This is a genomic window from Cellvibrio mixtus subsp. mixtus J3-8 (genome assembly GCF_000766945.1).
GTDB lineage: Bacteria > Pseudomonadota > Gammaproteobacteria > Pseudomonadales > Cellvibrionaceae > Cellvibrio > Cellvibrio mixtus_A.
This window is the reverse complement of sequence record NZ_KN266207.1, coordinates 832038-850669: the sequence shown is the minus strand read 5'-3', so window position 1 is coordinate 850669 and position 18632 is coordinate 832038. Positions and strand designations below refer to the sequence as shown.

Genomic DNA, 18632 nt, shown 5'->3' with positions numbered 1-18632 from the left:
TGCTTAAACAGGTACCGTTTCGACTTTTTGCTCCAATAAATCGATAACGTCCTGGACGGTGTAACGATCGCGCTTTTCACCATCGGGAATATGAATATTCAAGGTTTTTTCCAGGTCATACCAAATCTCAAGCATCTCGCGCGAGTCAATGCCCAGGTCTCCGCCCAAATGAAAATCCAGGCCGATGATATCGGCCGTGAACGCAGTTTTTTTCACACTGTTAACCACAGAAAAAAATGCATTGACGATGTTGTCACTACTCATAACCAAGACTCCTCTAGAATTAATTGCAAACCAATCGCGACGCTTCGTAAATCATGTCTACTGCCCTATCCATTTCTTCCTTCGTGTGGATTGACATGATTGACAAACGCAACCGTTCAAGCCCGGGAGGAACCATTGGATATTCCATAATGTTGGCGAAGAGACCGCGACGATAAAGTTCCTTGTTAATTAGCCTTACTACTCCATCCTGTTCAAAAAATACCGGAATAATCCCCGACTCTCCGCGAATAATTTTAAATCCGCGTTGTTCCAGGCGATCTTGCATATAGGCAACATTCGCATGCAGTTGCTGTACGTGGTGCGGTTCGTTTTCAAGCAGATCCAATGCTGCGGAAATGGCTGCAATCGTTGGTTGCGCCAAACCGGAAGTAAACACGTAGGGGTAGGAAAAATTGCGTAACAAGAAAATTAATTCTTTACTGCCGGATACGAATGCACCTTGTGCGCCAATGGCTTTACTACAGGTGGACATGCGCAAATCTACTTGTCCAATCAGGTTTAAATATTCCAGCGTTCCTTTACCGGTAGCCCCAACAGTACCCAAACCATGGGCATCATCGAGAATAATGATGATGTTGTTGGCTTTGCAAATTTCAATATAACGAGCCAGCTCAATAATTTTTCCGTCAATAGAGCGAACACCTTCCACGGTAGAAAAAATTTGTTTTTCATTGCCGACACGGCTGCGAATCTTGCCAATTAACTTTTCGAATTCATCCAGATTGTCAGGATCGAATGAATAGAAAGGAACACTGGTCATTTTTATCGCATTGATAACACTGGCATGGCTGTTTTTGTCATAAATAATAATGTCGTTATTATTCATCAAACCATTTACCCAACACAGGTTGGCCATGTAACCGCCGGGCAATAACACAGCATCTTCGTGTCCCGCAAGTTTTGCCAGGCGCAGTTCCAGCTCTTTGTGCTGGCGGGTATAACCGGAAAATGCCGGCGAACCACCGGTGCCAATGCCGTAGAGATCAACAGCTTCTTTTACTTTTTCTTTCACATAAGGATGATCAGAAAATCCAAGATAACTGTTTGAACCAAACACCAGAACTTCGCGAAATTCGTCAGTGTGCAGATCCTTGTATTTCATGGTTTTGCCAACAGGACCAAAACCTTCGCGGCCCATCATGTAACCATTTTCCAATTCCTTTAGATAAAAAGAATATTGTTTTGTCAGACGATCTTTAAACGGCATGCGTTCAAGTTCGATAAGTCCCCGAGAATCCATTTGTTCACCCTTGTAGTTAATTAGCCAAAGTAGTTTTGGCAGGAATCATGCCGGCAGACTGGTACCAGTGCACAGCGTCTCCTACCATTTGTTCCAACGAAATTTCACGATAATCAAGTTCCTTTACTGCTTTGGCGGAGCTGAAATAATAATGCCCCCCAAATACACGCATCCGATATGCCTCCACCGCCGGCTTGTTACGCACGATGGCTGGAAATTTTTCATTCATCCACGCGTTTGCATATTTCACCCAGTAATTACCACCGGGTTTATCTGCATTTGCTTCCAGCTTTTGTTCGATGGTTTCGATATAAGCTCTAATATTGGTGTTAATTCCACCAAGAATATATTTCTCCCCACTGCGGCCACGGGTGAGTGCATTTACATGCGCCCTGCCCACTTCACCCGCATGGCAAAAACTGGCACCACCGGGAGGAACAAATGGCAGCTGATTAAATGCCACAGCCAGCACCAGGCGCCCCCACTGCAAGTTGTAATCAAATGAACCAATCACTTCAGCGGGATTTAAAATAACCGCGCTCAAACCTTTATCCGCCGCATTGAGCACGTGACGCTCAGCTACCTGCTTGGAAATACCATAGGGATTTTTAGCGCGAAAACCATTGAGGATGGTTTGCTCATCTGCAACAAAATTTTTATCGTTAGTAGCACCTAATGTAGAGGTAGTGCTGGTAAACACCAGTCGTTTTACGTTTGCGTCAATACAGGCATCGCATACATTGCGTGTCGATTCAGCATTGGTTTCTAATAGCTGTGGCAAATCACCCGGATTGCAGCTGGTAATTCCTGCCGTGTGAATAACCGCATCCACTTCACTAAACAACCCGGCTAATTTTTTCTTATCGCGCAAATCACCGCTTACTACCTTGACGGGAAATTGCTTAAGAAATTCACGATTGGATTTGGCGCGCACCAATGCAGTGACTTCATGCCCCTGCTCTACTAATGCGTCTACGATATTCAGACCCACAAATCCGTTACCGCCAGTTATTAATACTTTCATCAACGCTTGCTTCCCTGGTCATCTACTATGGACATAAAATTACGTTTGCTTTCTTTATTACTGCGCAATGCGAGTGCAGCGGGATTGCGTGTTGGATTACTGGCGATACCACTGAGGAAGCCCTGGAGGAATTGCAAGATGTCAGTTAACGGATGGCCTAAAAATTCCTGCGCCGGACAGTGCAAACTCATCACGATTTCTGCACTGTTTGCATGGATATCCAGGCGATTCACGCACTCGTGATCAATAACACAATCGCGTACCCGATATTGCTCAGCACTATCCACGCTTGGGAAGAAATTCAGCTGGCTGTGATAGAAATTATCCGGATTCCAATTAGCCAAACTTTCATTCAATAATTCGCGTGCAGTAAATTTAATCAGGCGCTCCGTTTGAACAACCCTGAGCCAATCAAGGCAGGACAAGCGCACTTGCGATTTAATCCGGAATGGCATCGCACACGCATGGCCACTGGAAAGACAAGCGAATTGCGTATGATGGCGATTGCTTTCAAGGCGTGAGAGCAACAAACCAAAGGACGCAATCAATACAGTTTCCAATTCAATGTGGTGTTGCTGCGTAAATGCTTGCAGATTGCGCACTAGTTGCGGATCCAGTTGCAGCGTTTCAACAACTGCTGTTTGCCCTTGTGTTGCATGACGTTGGTCGTCGGACAACTCATTAAACGAACCCAGGTAATCATCCCAATACTGGCGCTTCCACTGTTCACCACCAAAAATATAATTGGAGAATCGATCTTCCATTCCCACAACCAATTCGGCGATATTGAGATCATCGCGTGCCGCCAAATACCAATGGCCTTCCACAACATCAATTACTGGCCCGGCCTCAACAATGGAGGGCAACTCCGCTCTGCTTACAAGTGGTTTGGCATTTGCGTTATAACCGGAATATTCACGCAGGTTGGTATTAATACGTGCATAAGGGTAACCGGGCATAGAGATACGGCGCGGTAAGGAATCGCCGTACAATAAAGCCCATTGAGGCGCAGCACCTACCACCCACATAGATGCGAGGTTTGCGATATTTTTTTCTAGTGTTTGCGTGCGTAAATATTCTTGGCCTGCGGCATCGGCCAATAATTTTTCAATCAGGCTCGCCGCTGGATCTTGCAGGTTACCTTGATAAATAGAATTGTTTTCTGCACGCCCTGACTCAATCCAGTGTTGTGCTTTTGTTAAAAACTCTTCGATGGAACTGGCGAGAAGTGCAACGCGATATGCACAAGCAACACGACCAACCTGGCTGGTGTACGCCAGATCGCGCAAGGAGTGCTGGCGATGTTCATCGCGACTGAAAAACGCTACGGCAGATTGCACATAATTTTTTAATTGCACTGGTGAAGCTGCCGAGAAAAGAATTGGCAATGTTTCTGTGCGTGCCGACTGTTCAGGCTGACGCACAATTTCCGGCTCGGAGCTTACTACCAAAAACACATTGCTGCCGCCCATACCGAAGGAATTAATGCCCGCATTAAAACGACCATTCTTTCCTTTTTCCCATGCCGTAAGCGTGGTTGGCAAAATGAACGGAGAGTGTTCCTGCTCATACACTGCATTTACTTCATTCAGGTTTGCACAAGGAGCAACAACGCCTTGCTTCATGGCAAGCAAGACTTTAATGAGGGAGCAAATACCCGACGCCGCTTCCATGTGACCGAAATTGGCTTTGGTGCCAAGCGCACAATAACGGTTGGTTTGGGTAAAATTTTTGATGGCCAATTCCATGGCTTTCATTTCAATCGGATCACCCAATGCAGTGCCGGTACCGTGGCACTCGATGTAGGTGATGTCATTTGCGTCGATTTCTGACCCGGCAATTGCATCAATTGCCGTTTGCGCCATGACTTGCAGATTGGGCAGGAATTGCCCCGCACCCGTACCGGAGTGACTGGTGCTGCTGGCAGAAATAACACCATAAATGCTATCGCCATCAGCCAGCGCCTGATCGTAATCCTTGAGTAGCACCATACCCGCCCCTTCACTGGGCACAAGACCGTTTGCAGCTTCATCAAAAGCAGCTTCGCGACCATCGGGTGAAAGCACACGCATATCTTGCAGCATCAGGTATTTACCCGGATGGACGCTGATATTTACACCACCGGCAAGTGCGTAATCACATTCGCCATTAATAATGGCATTGCGCGCTAAATGCAGTGCAACCGCAGAGGAAGAACAAGCCGTTTGTACCGACATGCTTGGACCATTCACGTCCAGGAAGAATGACAAGCGATTAGCGATATCACTGGCCACATGGCCCGCACCCAAATATTTTTGTTGCTCGCGATACGCATCGTGCACTACACGCGAAAAATCATCGCTCATGGTGCCAACAAATACACCTACGCGGCGGCTACCCAATCCAGCCGGTGTGTAACCGGAATCTTCCAGGGCGCCCCAGGCACTTTCCAATGCAAGTTTCACTTGCGGGTCCATCCTGCAGGCATCGTCTTTAGTGATGCGGAAGAATTCCGGATCAAAACCATCGAGGTCATCGATGAATCCGCCCCATTTGCTATTGGCGCGATCAATAACACGATCAACGCGCGGAGCGTAATGGTCTTCAGCGTTCCAACGCTCTGCCGGAATAGTTTCAACCGTATTTACCGCACCGGCGATATTGTTCCAGAATTCGGTAAGGTCGCTGCTTTTAGGGAAGCGCCCCGCCATCCCTATCACTGCAACTTTTTTGCGGCGGACAGGAAGCGTAGATGTAACGACTGATAGCGGATTGCTTGAGAAACGTGTGTCAAATACCGGCGCAGTAGTTGTTAAATTACTTGCAGGCGCTGAAACCGGTGAATTAATGTGTGGAGCTATTTTTGAACTTGAAATAGGTGTGGATTGCGAAACCGGTACACTCTTTTGTGCTTGTAAATGGGTTGGCGTATTAGCGTGTTCGATTGTTTCCAATCCAAATTGCGCTGCAACCAGATCCGGATAGTTCGACTGCAAAAATGTAGCGAGTTTGCCGGGAGTATCCTGTTCAAACAGTACCGTTTTTGAAAGTTTGGGAAAATCCTCCTTAATACTGCTTTGCAATTCCATCAGCATTACCGAGTCAAGCCCCATGCGCTCGAAACTGTGGGTGACAACAATTTTGTCTTTATCCAGTTTGGCAATCGTGGCCAGCTTATCGCGCAGATATTCATGTACAACATCATCGGCGGCGCTGGTGGATGACGTTGTTTTTGCAGCAACATGAATGGATTCCGGTGCAGCGACGCGAGCAATGGCTACCGGCAAAGAATGTACAGATGCAGATTCAACGGGTTTGCTAATAACATTCATTCCAGCAGCAACATTCATTTCGTCGTCGCTACTATGAACCCGTAAATAATGTTTCAGTTTCTGCGGATCACCGGCTGCTACCAACGCATTGCTCCAACCGAGCGATAACAGCGTCTCCAGCGCGAGTAAACCATCGGCTTCCGTTAATGGCTGGATACCGGAAAATTCAAACAGTGCTTGTTGTTCCGGTGGAATTGTCATACCACCTTCCGCCCACAACGGCCAGTTGATTGACAGACTCAAGCCACGCCGCAACCCCGCCGCAACCAATTGCTGGCGATATTCTGCAAACGCATCGAGATAACGGTTTGCACAGGCGTAGCTGCCCGAACCCAAATCGCCGACCACCGCGGAAATAGATGAGAAAAGGATAAAGAAATCGAGATCAAGACTTACAGTTGCTTCATCCAACCAACGACTGCCCAGAAGTTTTGGCTTTAATATTTCTGCGAATGCCACCGCATCTTGTTGCAGCAAATTTTGCTCGGTGGCGAGACCCGCGCTGTGGAAAATTCCATTGATATGGCCAAATTGTTCCAACACATTAGCAATTAATTGATTGGTAGATTCTGCATTGGCAGTATCTGCCGCGCGATAAACAACTGTTGCTCCGTCGACTTCAAGAGCATTGATAATATTCTGGCCTTCAGCGGAAATTGCCGAGCGCCCTACCAACACCAGATTAACGGGCTTTTGGCTAAGCAGGTAGCGAGCGATAACCAATCCCAGTTTGCCCAAACCACCAGTGATTAAATAAGTGCCCTGTGCTTTGATAGCGGTTGCAGAAAGCGTATCAATAACGGGTTGTGCCGGCGCTAATTGACGCAGCAAACGTTCACCGGCGCGGTAATAAATTTCTTCAGCACTGTTATCAGACTGCATTTCTGCAAGCAGCCGCACAGCGGTCAATGCATTATCAGATTCATCTTCAATAGCAAGGGTCAACATGCGCAAGCGATGGTTAATCGCCAATAAGGATTTGGCAAAACCTGCCACGCAGCTATTCAACACCGTTTGCCAACCAGGCTCACCGTTATGGGAAAAAACCAGCTTGTAGGCAGTTAACGGTTGGACTTGTTCGAATGCCAGGAAAATCCTGCGCAAATCAGCCAGGGGAGCCGGTGGTAAAACATCGAGATCCGTTGTATTGCTGGCGTGATAGAAAACACCATCAGGAAGGCGTTGATGGTTACGCAGTTCTGCTAATAATTCTTCCAGCGCCGTGTGCTTATCAACGTTAAGTAATTGCGGATAAACCCCGGCATCATTGCCAGGAATTGCAAATTGGTTGCTCTCACCGCTGCGCACCGACAATACCTGGACCTTGCCAGCACTTGCGATTTGTTGCTCAAGCTCGCTGCTTAAACCAAAAGCCAGCACACGCCGACGAGCGACCTGCCCCGCAACCGGCGCCGGCGCAGGTAATAATTGATAAGGATAAACACCGGGTTTAATTTGCGTAGCATCACGGCCAAATGCCCTTGCAGTGAAATTATTAAATTTCACTAATAATTTTCCATCAGGATTAATCACCTGAATTTCGTATTTTCTCAGCGATTCATTACCGCCTGTCGCAGTCGGAATTTTACGTGCAAACGCAAAACAGCGTGGCTCAAGCGGATGATGGATTTCAACATCGTCGACAGCAAAAGGAACAATGGGATAATCCGGTAGTGTTCCCGCCGCGAAATCGGCAGCCAGGCCAGTACGCAATGCAGCGTCCAATAACGAAGGATGCAACTTGAATGAGGATGAGTCCGCAATCAACTGTGGTGGTAATTGCAGTTCGCTGAGCGCACTTTGCCCGGCGAGTCGATAGCGGGTTTGGGTAACGCGGTAAGCGGGGCCATAATGGAATCCCATCTGATGGAATTCGCGATAAATAGTATTGTGGACATCGTGTTCGATTACCGAACCGGACAAGCTGTCGATATCCAACCATTGATCTTCCGACGCATCACCATTGCCATATACAACCTCGCCCTGGCAAAACACCTGGTGGGTTGGATGCTCGGCAAATACTTCAAAATTAATCTGTTCTCCTTTCGGCGTAATACGTACAAAAACTTCCAGTTCGGCACCCTGAATTTCAATCGGCGTGGCCCACATTAAATTGCGCAGGTTGCGCACTGGATATTGACCTGCAACAGCTTGTTCCGCACACGCACGAACCAATTCGAGATATGCAACGCCCGGCAGGATTACCCGTGGCTCGCCGGTATTAACGATATGGTCAGCGAGATAAAATTCTTTTCCAGTAAAGGTTTTTGCATAGCGTTGCTCAAATAATGTTGAGCGATTTTGATCGATCAATGGATGCAGACCTTGCGCTGGTAATTGCTCACCCGCTTCTTCCACCCATACACGGCGATGCATAAACGGTTTTGCCGGTAGCGGCAATTTGCGCAGATAACCCGTGTCTGATTGCGGGAACAGTTGCAAATGCAACGCGGGCCAATCGATATCCAGCGAGGAAACCCACAAAGACGCCAAACGCGTCCATTGTTGTTTAGCTAATACTCGGTCAAGCAATTGTGCGCGCTCATCAGCTTCCATGATGGAATTGAGTGAACCGGTGTGATCTTGTGCTGCAACAAAAAGCGCAGGGTGAGTATTCGCATCCAGATATTGCTGCAGGGCGTCTTTCAATTCCGCAATATTATTTACGAGCACTGCGATGCGTGATTGCAAATGATCCCGGCTCACTTGCGTGCTGTAAGCTAAACGATGGAGGAAATGTACATCGGTTGGCTGATCATCGAGCCACGCACTCAAGCGTTGCGCATAAGCAGTAAGGCGCTGCTCATCATCTGCAGATAACAAAACAAAAACAGGTTGTGAACCAAGCACAGGCGCGGGTAACGGCTGGTTGTATTCTTCGATTAACATGTGTGCATTGGAACCACCAGCGCCAAATGAACTAATACCGGCACGGCGCGGATATTCCGCATCCCATGTTTTTAATTGTTGAGGCACACGCAATGGCGTGAGATTGAAATTAATATTTTTATTTAATTCAGTGGAGTGCAATGACGGAGCAATTTTTTGGTGTTTCAGTTGCATCAATACTTTCGTCAGTGCCGCAATTCCCGCTGCTGATTCAAGATGGCCAATATTGGTTTTTACCGAGCCTATATCGCACTTGAAATCTGCGCGTAAATTGCCACCGGCAGCATCATTTAATGCGCGGGTTAATCCCGCCACTTCAATTGGATCACCGAGGGATGTTCCGGTGCCGTGGGCTTCAATATAACTAATGGATTCCGGATTCCAACCCGCACGCGCCAGTGCGTGGTTGATGACTGAGGTCTGCGCTTTTTGGTTCGGAACTGTGTAACCGTTGGTTTTACCGCCGTGGTTCAACGCGCTCGCGCGAATCAAACCGTATATATGGTCACCGTCAGCCAATGCGCGACTAAGTGGTTTTAACAATACTGCCCCAGCTCCCTCGCCTGGCACATAACCACTACCGCCTTCACCGAACGCACGACAACGGCCATCGGAAGCCAAAAATTGTTCCTGGCTCAACCATTGGTATTTGATCGGATGGCTGGTGAGGTTAACACCACCCGCCAACGCCATTTCACAATCGCCATTGCGAATGCTTTGGCAAGCCAGATGAATTGCGGTAATGGATGATGAACACATGGTATCCAGCGCAAGGCTCGGCCCCTGCAAATCAAACGTATAGGAAACGCGATTGGCAATAGACGAGAACGCCGAGGTTGGCCGCCCAAAGCGCGTGCGTTGCTGGTCAGAAACATCAATGTGTTGATACATTCCCCACATCACGCCGACAAACACACCCACTTTTTGTTGCTTTAATACAGCGCGCGGGTAGCCTGCATCTTCAAAACATTCCCAGGATGTCTCCAGGAAAATACGCTCTTGCGGATCTGCTTTTTCGGCATCGCGCTGGGTGATCTTAAAAAACTCCGGATCAAACGCATCGATACGCTCAAGGAACCCGCCCCACTTGCTGTAGGTTTTACCTTTTTCAGTGCGATCTGCTGAAAAATCCTTGCGATAGTCCCAACGGGATTCAGGAATTTCAACAATTAAATCCTGCCCCTGCGCCAAATGCTCCCAAAACTCCTGCGGGGTATTGGCGCGAGGGTAACGCCCGGCCAGACCCACAATGGCAATTTCCTCTTCGCGTTCAGGCTGGCGCGCCCAGAGGGGTGATCTTTTTTTACTGGTACCGGATGACAATGCCACTGCTGGTGTAACTGGCGCTAAATTTTCAACCACAGTTTGCGGCATTGTTGCTGGAATTTTTTCCGCCGGCAAAAGCTGATCCAATAGCGTTTGGATTGAAGGGATGCCAAACAGTGAAGGAAGGTTATCAACAGCAAAATATTTCCCCAACCGTGCGCTTATACGCATCGCCGAGACGTCGTCCAAGCCCACGGTTGCCAAGGATTTGGTTAAATCGTCAGGCAATGCAGGTAACGACAATTCTGTTGCAAGGATCTGCAAAATGTCCGTACGCGACAACCGGGCTATTGCGGCTACCCGTTGCAAATCTGTCGCCGCAGGTTCTTGCGCAGAAGCTGTAGCAACTTCAGGTGTTGTTGTAGTTTGCGGAAGAAGTGCAGCTGTAATATCTGCACTGTGATTTTCCACAAAATAACCAGCCATGCTGGCGACATCCTGATATTCAAAAAATAATGTGCGAGGAACCTGGTCGCCAAAAACCGTCGCGATTTTTTCATTCATCGCCATGATCATGACCGAATCAACACCGTACTTTTCCAGTGCAACCTCGGGGTCAATATCATCGGGCGCGAGCTTGGTAACGTCGGCGAGGGATTTAATCAGGAACGCTATAACAGCGGCTTCCGCATTAACGGGAGATATAGCGGCAGGTTGGGTTTGCGACTGCGCCGCCGAGGATGAAATCCCCACGCCAGTGATAGCCTCTGGAGTGGCTGCCGGTGCAAACTGATCGCCATAATTTTCTGCAAAATATTCAGCCAACTCAGCAGCATTTTGATATTCGAAGAACAAGGTTTGCGGAATATCGTTGCCAAATTTTTCGCGCAATTTCTCGTTCATTGCCATGATCATGACCGAGTCAATGCCGTAACGTTCCAGGGCCAGGTCCGGGCTTATTTGTGCCGCTGGCACTTTGCTTACCGTTGCGATCAGGCCGACGATATAAGACAGTGCTTGTTCTGCACGCTCCCTGGCGGTCGGTGCTGCAACAGAAACGCCAGTGCGGGTAACAGCAATTTCATTGTGTTTAGCAGCCGCCGCGACTTTTGTTGAATTAACCACCGGCGATTTCAGTGGACGCGTACCCGCCAGATGCGCTACCCACTGCACTTCAAACCCAATCAGGCTGGCAATTACCTGATCCGCTTTGTCGAACACATAAACATCGTAACGACTGCGCGCGCCATTGGTAGCAACTGTTTGTGCAAACACATAACAATCATTGTCCAGGCGACCATGCACTACCAACTTCGCCAAACCAACGGGGAGCGGCATACCGGGTTGCTTATTTGCAAAACCATTAATCGCAATGGTGCAACGAATGGCACCATCCAGCAGCGCCGGATAAAACATAAATCCGTCAGCAACCGATTGGTTACCGGATAACACCAATTCACCTACGGCCATATCCGTAGTGAAATTAATTTTCTTGATAACCTGGAATGATTCACCAAAATTAAAACCCATCGCCGCAAATTGACGATTGATTTCTTCAAAATCCAGATGTTGCCCGGAATTTTTTACCTTATTAATTTGCGTTTTGATTGTGCTGCTGTTTTGTGCGCGGAATTGTTGTAAACGAGCACTGCCACTGAATTCCCCAACCACCAACTCACCCTGACAGCAAACTCCTTGCTCGTTTACATCCGCTCGTTGTATTTCAAATTCAATTCCATCCTGGCCAGCGTAAAAAGAAGTTTTCAATGTAACCGGCACATCCTCAACAATTACCGGACGCAACCATTGCACATTCGCAACGCCCAATATTTCACGATCGCCGACAAATTGTCCGATGGCTTCCAGGACCATTTCCACATAGGCAACGCCTGGTAACACACAAGTTTCGCCAATGCGGTGATCATTCAAATAACTGGCAGTAGCGACAAGGGTAGTTTCGAATGCGGGAGTATCGAGTGTAGAAATATTGCGATCCACTAACGGCGCAATATTAGCAACTGAGCGGCGTCCACTTGTGCCAGTTTTATTCCCCAGGGGGGCGTGATCAATCCAGAAACGACTGCGATCAAAACTATATCCAGGCAGGGAAACACGCTGCAATGGTTGATTGAGGTAAAGTGCGTCCCAAGGAACATCTATTCCCGCCATCCAGAATTCGGCGAGGACATTCCAATCGCGGGATTGAAGGGCAGCTTCAAGTGCCTTCGCCTCGAATGCCTTTGCTTCGCCAGATTTATTGGGTTGTTGCGGTGAATTGCGGGTGCGTTTCCCCCACCGAATATTGGTCGTGTTCTGTCCGTCAATAATGCGCGTTAATTGTTCATCCAGCTCAACCAAACTATTAACCAGAAGCGTGCAACCAATTTCCAATGCGACACGACCTGTTTGCAAGGTATACGACAAATCTTGCAGTGCAACCGGTGTAGCACGAATACTGGAGCGCAATTCATCTACCATCGCCAGCAAAGAAGATTCCTTGCGCGCGGAAAGAATTACCAACACGGGCCCCTGGAAACTGCGCGTTTGCGGTTGCGCAATGAATTCTTCAACAATCAAATGGCCGTTAGCACCGCCTGCCCCAAATGAACTCAACGCGGCAATACGTTTTTGTGCCGTACCCGATAGATTCCAATCACCAAGCTGTTGTTGTACAACAAACGGGCTGGAATCAATTTTTGCGTAAGGATTCAACGCTTGCGAATGCAATGACGGTGCAATTTTTTGGTGTTGCATCTGCAACAGAATTTTAATTAAACCGGCAACACCTGCAGCAGCTTCCGCATGGCCGATATTGGATTTCGCCGAGCCGATTGCGCAATAACCTGTTTCACCCTGGGCAAAGGCTTTGGTCAACCCGGCAATTTCAATAGGGTCACCCAAGCTGGTGCCAGTACCGTGGGCTTCCACGTAAGAAATATCGCGCGCATCGACACCCGCGGTATGAATGGCATCTTTGATCAGCGCAGCCTGGCGATTGGGATTGGGAACAGTAAAGCCACTGGTCCTGCCACCGTGGTTTACCGCTGTACTCCTGATAACACCATAAATATGATCGCCATCGCGCAACGCATCGGATTTGCGTTTAAGGATCACTGCCCCAACCGCTTCCGCAGGCACATAGCCATCGCCACCCACACCAAAACTGCGACAACGTCCATCCGATGACAGGAAGCGCAAATTGGACAGCAATGTGTATTTCAACGGGTGTAATGACAGGTTAACGCCGCCTGCAATAGCCGCGTCGATCTCACCTTTTTTCAACGCATCACAAGCCATATGGATGGCCGTGATTGATGACGAGCATGCAGTATCAATCGTGATACTCGGGCCGGAAAAATTAAATTGATAGGAAACCCGGTTGGCAGTCGCCCAATAAAATGAACGTGGATTACCCATTTCGCTAGGCGCATTGGTATCCATGCCATACAGGTGATAATCACCCCACATCATGCCCGCATAAACGCCGACAGGGCTTTCATGGACACCGCGCGCCGGTGCAAGTTTTTCCGGGCGATAACCCGCGTCCGCAATTGCCTGGCAAGCCACTTCCAAAAATAACCGCTCATGCGGGTCCATCTCTTCCGCTTCTTTGGGTGAGATGTTAAAAAACAGTGGATCAAACTGATCCACCGATTTCAGGAATCCACCCCATTTGCCATAAGTTGAACCCAACGCAGTGTTGCCCGGGCTAAACAGGTTTTCCATATCCCAATTGCGTTCAGCTGGCACTTCGCGAATGCAATCGCGCCCGGCTTTAAGGTTGTCCCAGAATTCAGTAACGCTTTCTGCTTCAGGAAAGCGACCTGATATTCCGATAATCACAACATCGTCATCACCAAATTGCGTGTGATGTAATTGACCTTGAGGAGCCTCGCCGGCTTTTACCGAGGCTATGAAACGTGAACCGCGAACTTCTGCCGATTTAGCGTTAACGTTATCAATAGATATAACATCTGCCTGTTGTTCATTAACCGGTTTCGTTGCTGCAAACTGTTGCGAATATTCACTGGCAATAAAACCAGCGAGCTCTTCAATATTTTGATATTCAAAAAACAATGTTTTGGGTAACCCGGAAAATTCCTTTTCCAACAGATTGACCATGTCGATCATAACGACCGAATCAAATCCGAAGCTCTGGAACGAACTTCTTAAATCAAATCGCTCTACCGGAACGTTTAGTGCTTTTGAAAAAATAGCAATCAAATGCGCTGCAACTTTTTCCTTTATATCGCCAGCGTCTGCTGAACTACTATTTGCAGAAACTGCTGTTGTAATTGCGTTCACCGGGTAACGTTGCGCATCAATACCCAACACATCACGGACTTTTTCCTGATTGCCTTCAAGCACCGCCAGTTGGCTAATACCGTAATGAACGGCAAATTCCAATGCTGCCAATCCGGAGGCATTGGATAATGGCGTGATACCAAAGTTCTTGAAAAGGATTTCTTCTTCCTTCTCACCCAATTGCATTCCGCCCTCTTTCCAGTAAGGCCAATTGAGAGAAACGCTAACTCCCTTACGTAAGCCGCTATTTTGCAAGTGGTTACGATAGTGACTGAAATAATCCTCAAAAGAATTTCCATAACCATAATCACACTGGCCGAGGTTTCCGAAAATTCCGGTCACAGATGAGAACAACACAAATACATCCAGAGGCTGATCACGCGTCGCCAAATCCAGCGCAAGAGTCCCATTAATTTTTGGTGCAAGTACGCGTTGGAATGCAGATAATTCTTTTTTAATTAAAAAATTATCTTCAATAACACCGGCAGAATGGATAACACCATTCACACCAAGCCCCTGCTCATTAATAGTAGCGATATGAGCTTTTAATTGATCAACATTAGCGATATCACCTTGCCAATAAACAACACTACCACCGGTATCACACAAGGATTGTAATTGGGCGAGCCTGGATTCATCAGGCGCTGAACGGCCAGTTAAATAGACATTTGCCTGATATGCCTTGATCAGGTGCCCTGCCACCAGCATACCTAAAGCGCCAAGTCCGCCAGTTATTATGTAATTTCCTGCCTGTTTAAAACCACCCGTTGTAATGTCAGTACTTAATTTTCTGTGTTTTGCATAATCGGCAAACGGTAAAAATTCACGTGCGTAGGCTTTTCCTTGCTGATAAGCGAGATCTACCCGTGTGTCATCATTCGCCAATTCCTGTACCAACCGGGAGATGAAACTTGCAGAACTAAAATCAACATGATCAAACAATACAACACGGCCTGAATATGTTGGCTTTTCCAAGCGAATACTTTTATAAAAACCACTGAGGCCTTGTTGCAATGGCTTGAAGGAATTTACATCACCTTCCACTACACTCGTAATACGCAACTTGCGCACTGCTTTGAAACAGGCTTTGATCAGCAGGAAGATATTTTCTGCAAAAACGGTAGGCTGTGTAGATATGGAGTCACTGGAAATGTCCCAGGCTGATTGATCATGGACAATCAGTAAACCATCAGGGAGGCGGTTTTGCTGTTTCCATTGCGCAACCAATACTTCATAATTTTCCAAATTCAGTGACGCGACCTGGCAATCAAGGCCGTCCGCATTAAACGTATTGTGAGTTACTGCAAGGCTTTGGATTTCAACACCGGAAAATGCAGCAGAATTGCGCAATGTTTTTGCAACCTCTTCTACTCCATCATTCCCCATTACTAACAGCTGCCGTATTTGAAGCGGTGCCACAGGACGATCAGTCAAACTCCAATAGGGTGCATAATAACTTTCATTGCCGGTAACAAATTCAGTAGATTCCAGCGTTGCTGCATGCGCAATGCCTGCGCCTGGTGCGAGCGATTCACGGCAATTCAATCCGCGAATTGAAACGCAAGGCGTTGGTTCCGGCTCATTATCAGTGAGATTAAAAAAATCAATATCAAAACGGAGATTAGATGTTTCAGTGCGCTTACTATTGGTGCTGGCTGATATACGTGCGACCGCTGAAACAGCCAATGGTTTATATACGCTAATCGCATCAATTGCGAAGGGCAGGAAAGTTTTTCCCGTCGATTCGCGCCCTAACCCGGCCTGAATTGCCACAACCGCTTGCAAAGCACCATCAACCAGCGATGGATGCAGTAAATAATCCCGATGGGAATTTATTAGCGCCGACGGCAAAGTAAGTTCTGCAAAAATATCGCTGCCATCTGTTTTCAGGGTGACAATCGATTGGTGGGTATCACCATAATCAAAATTCAGGGTGCTTAAAAAGGAATAAACGTCTGCGGCTGAATAACTTTCCAGTTCTTGCGAGATATGAACCGGATTAATATCCGGCGCTCCGCCTTCCAGCGCGTAAATGGTTCCATTGCAGTTGGTGTCTACAACAGCGCGTTCAAACCCGCTTACCGCATCGAAATTCACGTAGGCTTTCACATGGGGAAGATCAGCGGGAGGAGTATCGGCAAAGAGCTTTAAACTCAGGGATGATACTTCACCATCAGCGATAAATGGCCGCACAAAAAACAGGTTGCGCAATTCAATTGAACGCTGCGTATCATGTTGTTGTGGAAGTGCATGTTTAAAGGCCGCACAAGCCATTTCAATATATGCGGCCGCCGGCATAATTTTCTTGCCTTGTACCTGATGGTCACGCAGGAAAAATTCATCGCCATTAAAATTACTACTAAAAGATTGCTCTTCAAGCGTTGAAGTATTTTGATGCAATAAAGGGTGTAGAGCGGAAATATCGCTAGCTACTGTTTCCCCGCTTGCAATCCAATATCTTTCTTTTACAAACGCGTAGGTTGGAAGATGTAAACGTTTTATTGAACCTGCAAACAGCGCAGAGTAATTGATCATTGCGCCAGCGAGGAAAAGGTCTTTTAGTTGCACCAATGATTGTTGATAACTTTCAACTGATTGTTCATCGGTAGCGAGCGCTTGTGATAATAAGTCCGCTTGCGAGGATAAGCTTGCTATAGCGTCAATATCATCAGTATTTACCGTGGAATGTAACAGGTTATTTGTTGAAATTTCCTGCTGTAACAATGCCAATAACTCGGCAGTTGTTTTAACCACATAGGCAGCACGAACCGGCATGGCATCACGCCCCAAAGCCAGGCCTGCACTGATATCCTGCACATGTTCATGTTGACCGTCTGCTTGCAGCCAATAAATAAGGCGCTGTTTATATTCCGCCAGGGATTCTGCAACTTTTGCAGATAACACAACAAGATAGGCAGGCCTTTCCTGGCGAGCGGGAATTTCACGATTAGGCGATTGTTCGACAATAATATGCGCATTGGTCCCACCAAAGCCGAAGGACGAAATACCCGCGCGCAAAGGTTCAGTTTTCTTTACCTTCTTGTTACCTGCGCGGCTACTCAACGCGGGGGTCCATTCGGTGGGTTTATCAACCACATAAAATGGTGATCCGGATAAATCAATTCGATGATTCACCTGTTGGAAATTTCGCAGCGGTGCCAGGGTATTGTGTTTGAATGACATCAATACTTTCAATAAGCCAGCAATTCCTGCCGCTGCTTCTGCGTGACCGATATTGGTTTTTACAGCACTCAAACCACAACGTATATTTTCCAGAGCGATTGATTGTTGTTCTGCCAATGTTGAATACGCACGGGTGAGCCCCTCTATTTCAATGGGATCACCTTTAGGTGTACCCGTGCCATGGGCTTCCACATAATTAACCGATTGCACCGGAACATCTGCCGCATTATGTGCAGCAATAATTACTTCTGCCTGGGCTTCGGCACTGGGATACGTAAGTGTATAAGTAGCGCCACAATGATTGATCGCACTGCCGCGAATAACGCCGTAAATTGCATCGCCATCATCAATGGCTTTTTGCAACGGTTTCATCAATATGAATGCCGCACCTTCCCCTCGCACATAACCATTCGCACCGTCATCAAAGGTATTACATTCACCCGTCGGTGAAAGCATCCCCATTTTTGAGAACGCAATATGACGTGAAGGTGTGAGAATCAAATTTACACCACCAGCCAAAGCGACATCGCAATCACCCTGTTCGAGTGCCTGGATACCACTGTGAATGGCGTTTAACGAGCTTGAACAAGCTGTATCAATGGGGAAACTGGGCCCCCTGAAATCAAAGAAGTGGGAAATACGGTTGGCGATAACATTCGCAGCAAGCCCGGTGGAATAATGCGCTTCTATTTCCGAATGTGAACGCTCTTGCAACTCTTTGTAATCATGATTAAAGACACCGCAAAAAACGCCGGTTTTACTACGCCTTAAATTTGATGGTGCAATTCCGGCATCTTCCAGGCACGCCCATGCCAATTCAAGCATCAAGCGTTGTTGCGGATCCATGGTGGTAGCAACTTTCGGTAACAATCCAAAAAAAGCTGCATCGAATGCATCTACATCATTAACAAAACCGGCCCACTTACTAAAGGTTTTATTTTTTTCCTGTTTAGGGTCGCCCCAATAATTACGCCAATCCCAGCGAAATGCAGGTATTTCGGATACAGATGATTTCTGCCCTATCAAATTCTCCCAGAACTCATTGACTGAATTTGCCTGAGGAAACTTGCACGACAATCCTATAATCGCGATACGCATAATTACGATCTTCCCGGAATCAGAATAGTGA

The 18632-nt window shown here is 47.3% G+C and carries 4 protein-coding genes; all 4 read right to left on the bottom strand.

What is annotated here, in order from left to right; translation table 11 throughout:
* Positions 1–3 precede the first annotated feature (3 nt).
* Genes A596_RS08640 through A596_RS08625 form a run of 4 tightly spaced genes read right to left on the bottom strand, consistent with a single transcriptional unit; the run spans position 4 to position 18601 of the window.
* Positions 4–264, bottom strand: a complete 261-nt coding sequence (locus tag A596_RS08640; RefSeq protein WP_039913731.1) for an acyl carrier protein — start codon at positions 262–264, stop codon at positions 4–6.
* Between the two features lie 19 nt (positions 265–283).
* Entirely contained in the window at positions 284–1525 is a 1242-nt protein-coding gene (locus A596_RS08635; protein WP_039913730.1) for an aminotransferase class I/II-fold pyridoxal phosphate-dependent enzyme, read from the bottom strand.
* A gap of 16 nt (positions 1526–1541) precedes the next feature.
* Positions 1542–2549 carry an NAD-dependent epimerase/dehydratase family protein gene (locus A596_RS08630; protein ID WP_039913728.1) on the bottom strand — a complete coding sequence of 336 codons (1008 nt, stop codon included), beginning with the start codon at positions 2547–2549 and terminating at the stop codon, positions 1542–1544.
* Complete coding sequence (locus tag A596_RS08625; protein ID WP_039913727.1) at positions 2549–18601, bottom strand: SDR family NAD(P)-dependent oxidoreductase; 16053 nt, start codon at positions 18599–18601, stop codon at positions 2549–2551. Before A596_RS08625 ends, A596_RS08630 begins: the two co-directional genes overlap by 1 nt.
* Positions 18602–18632 lie beyond the last annotated feature (31 nt).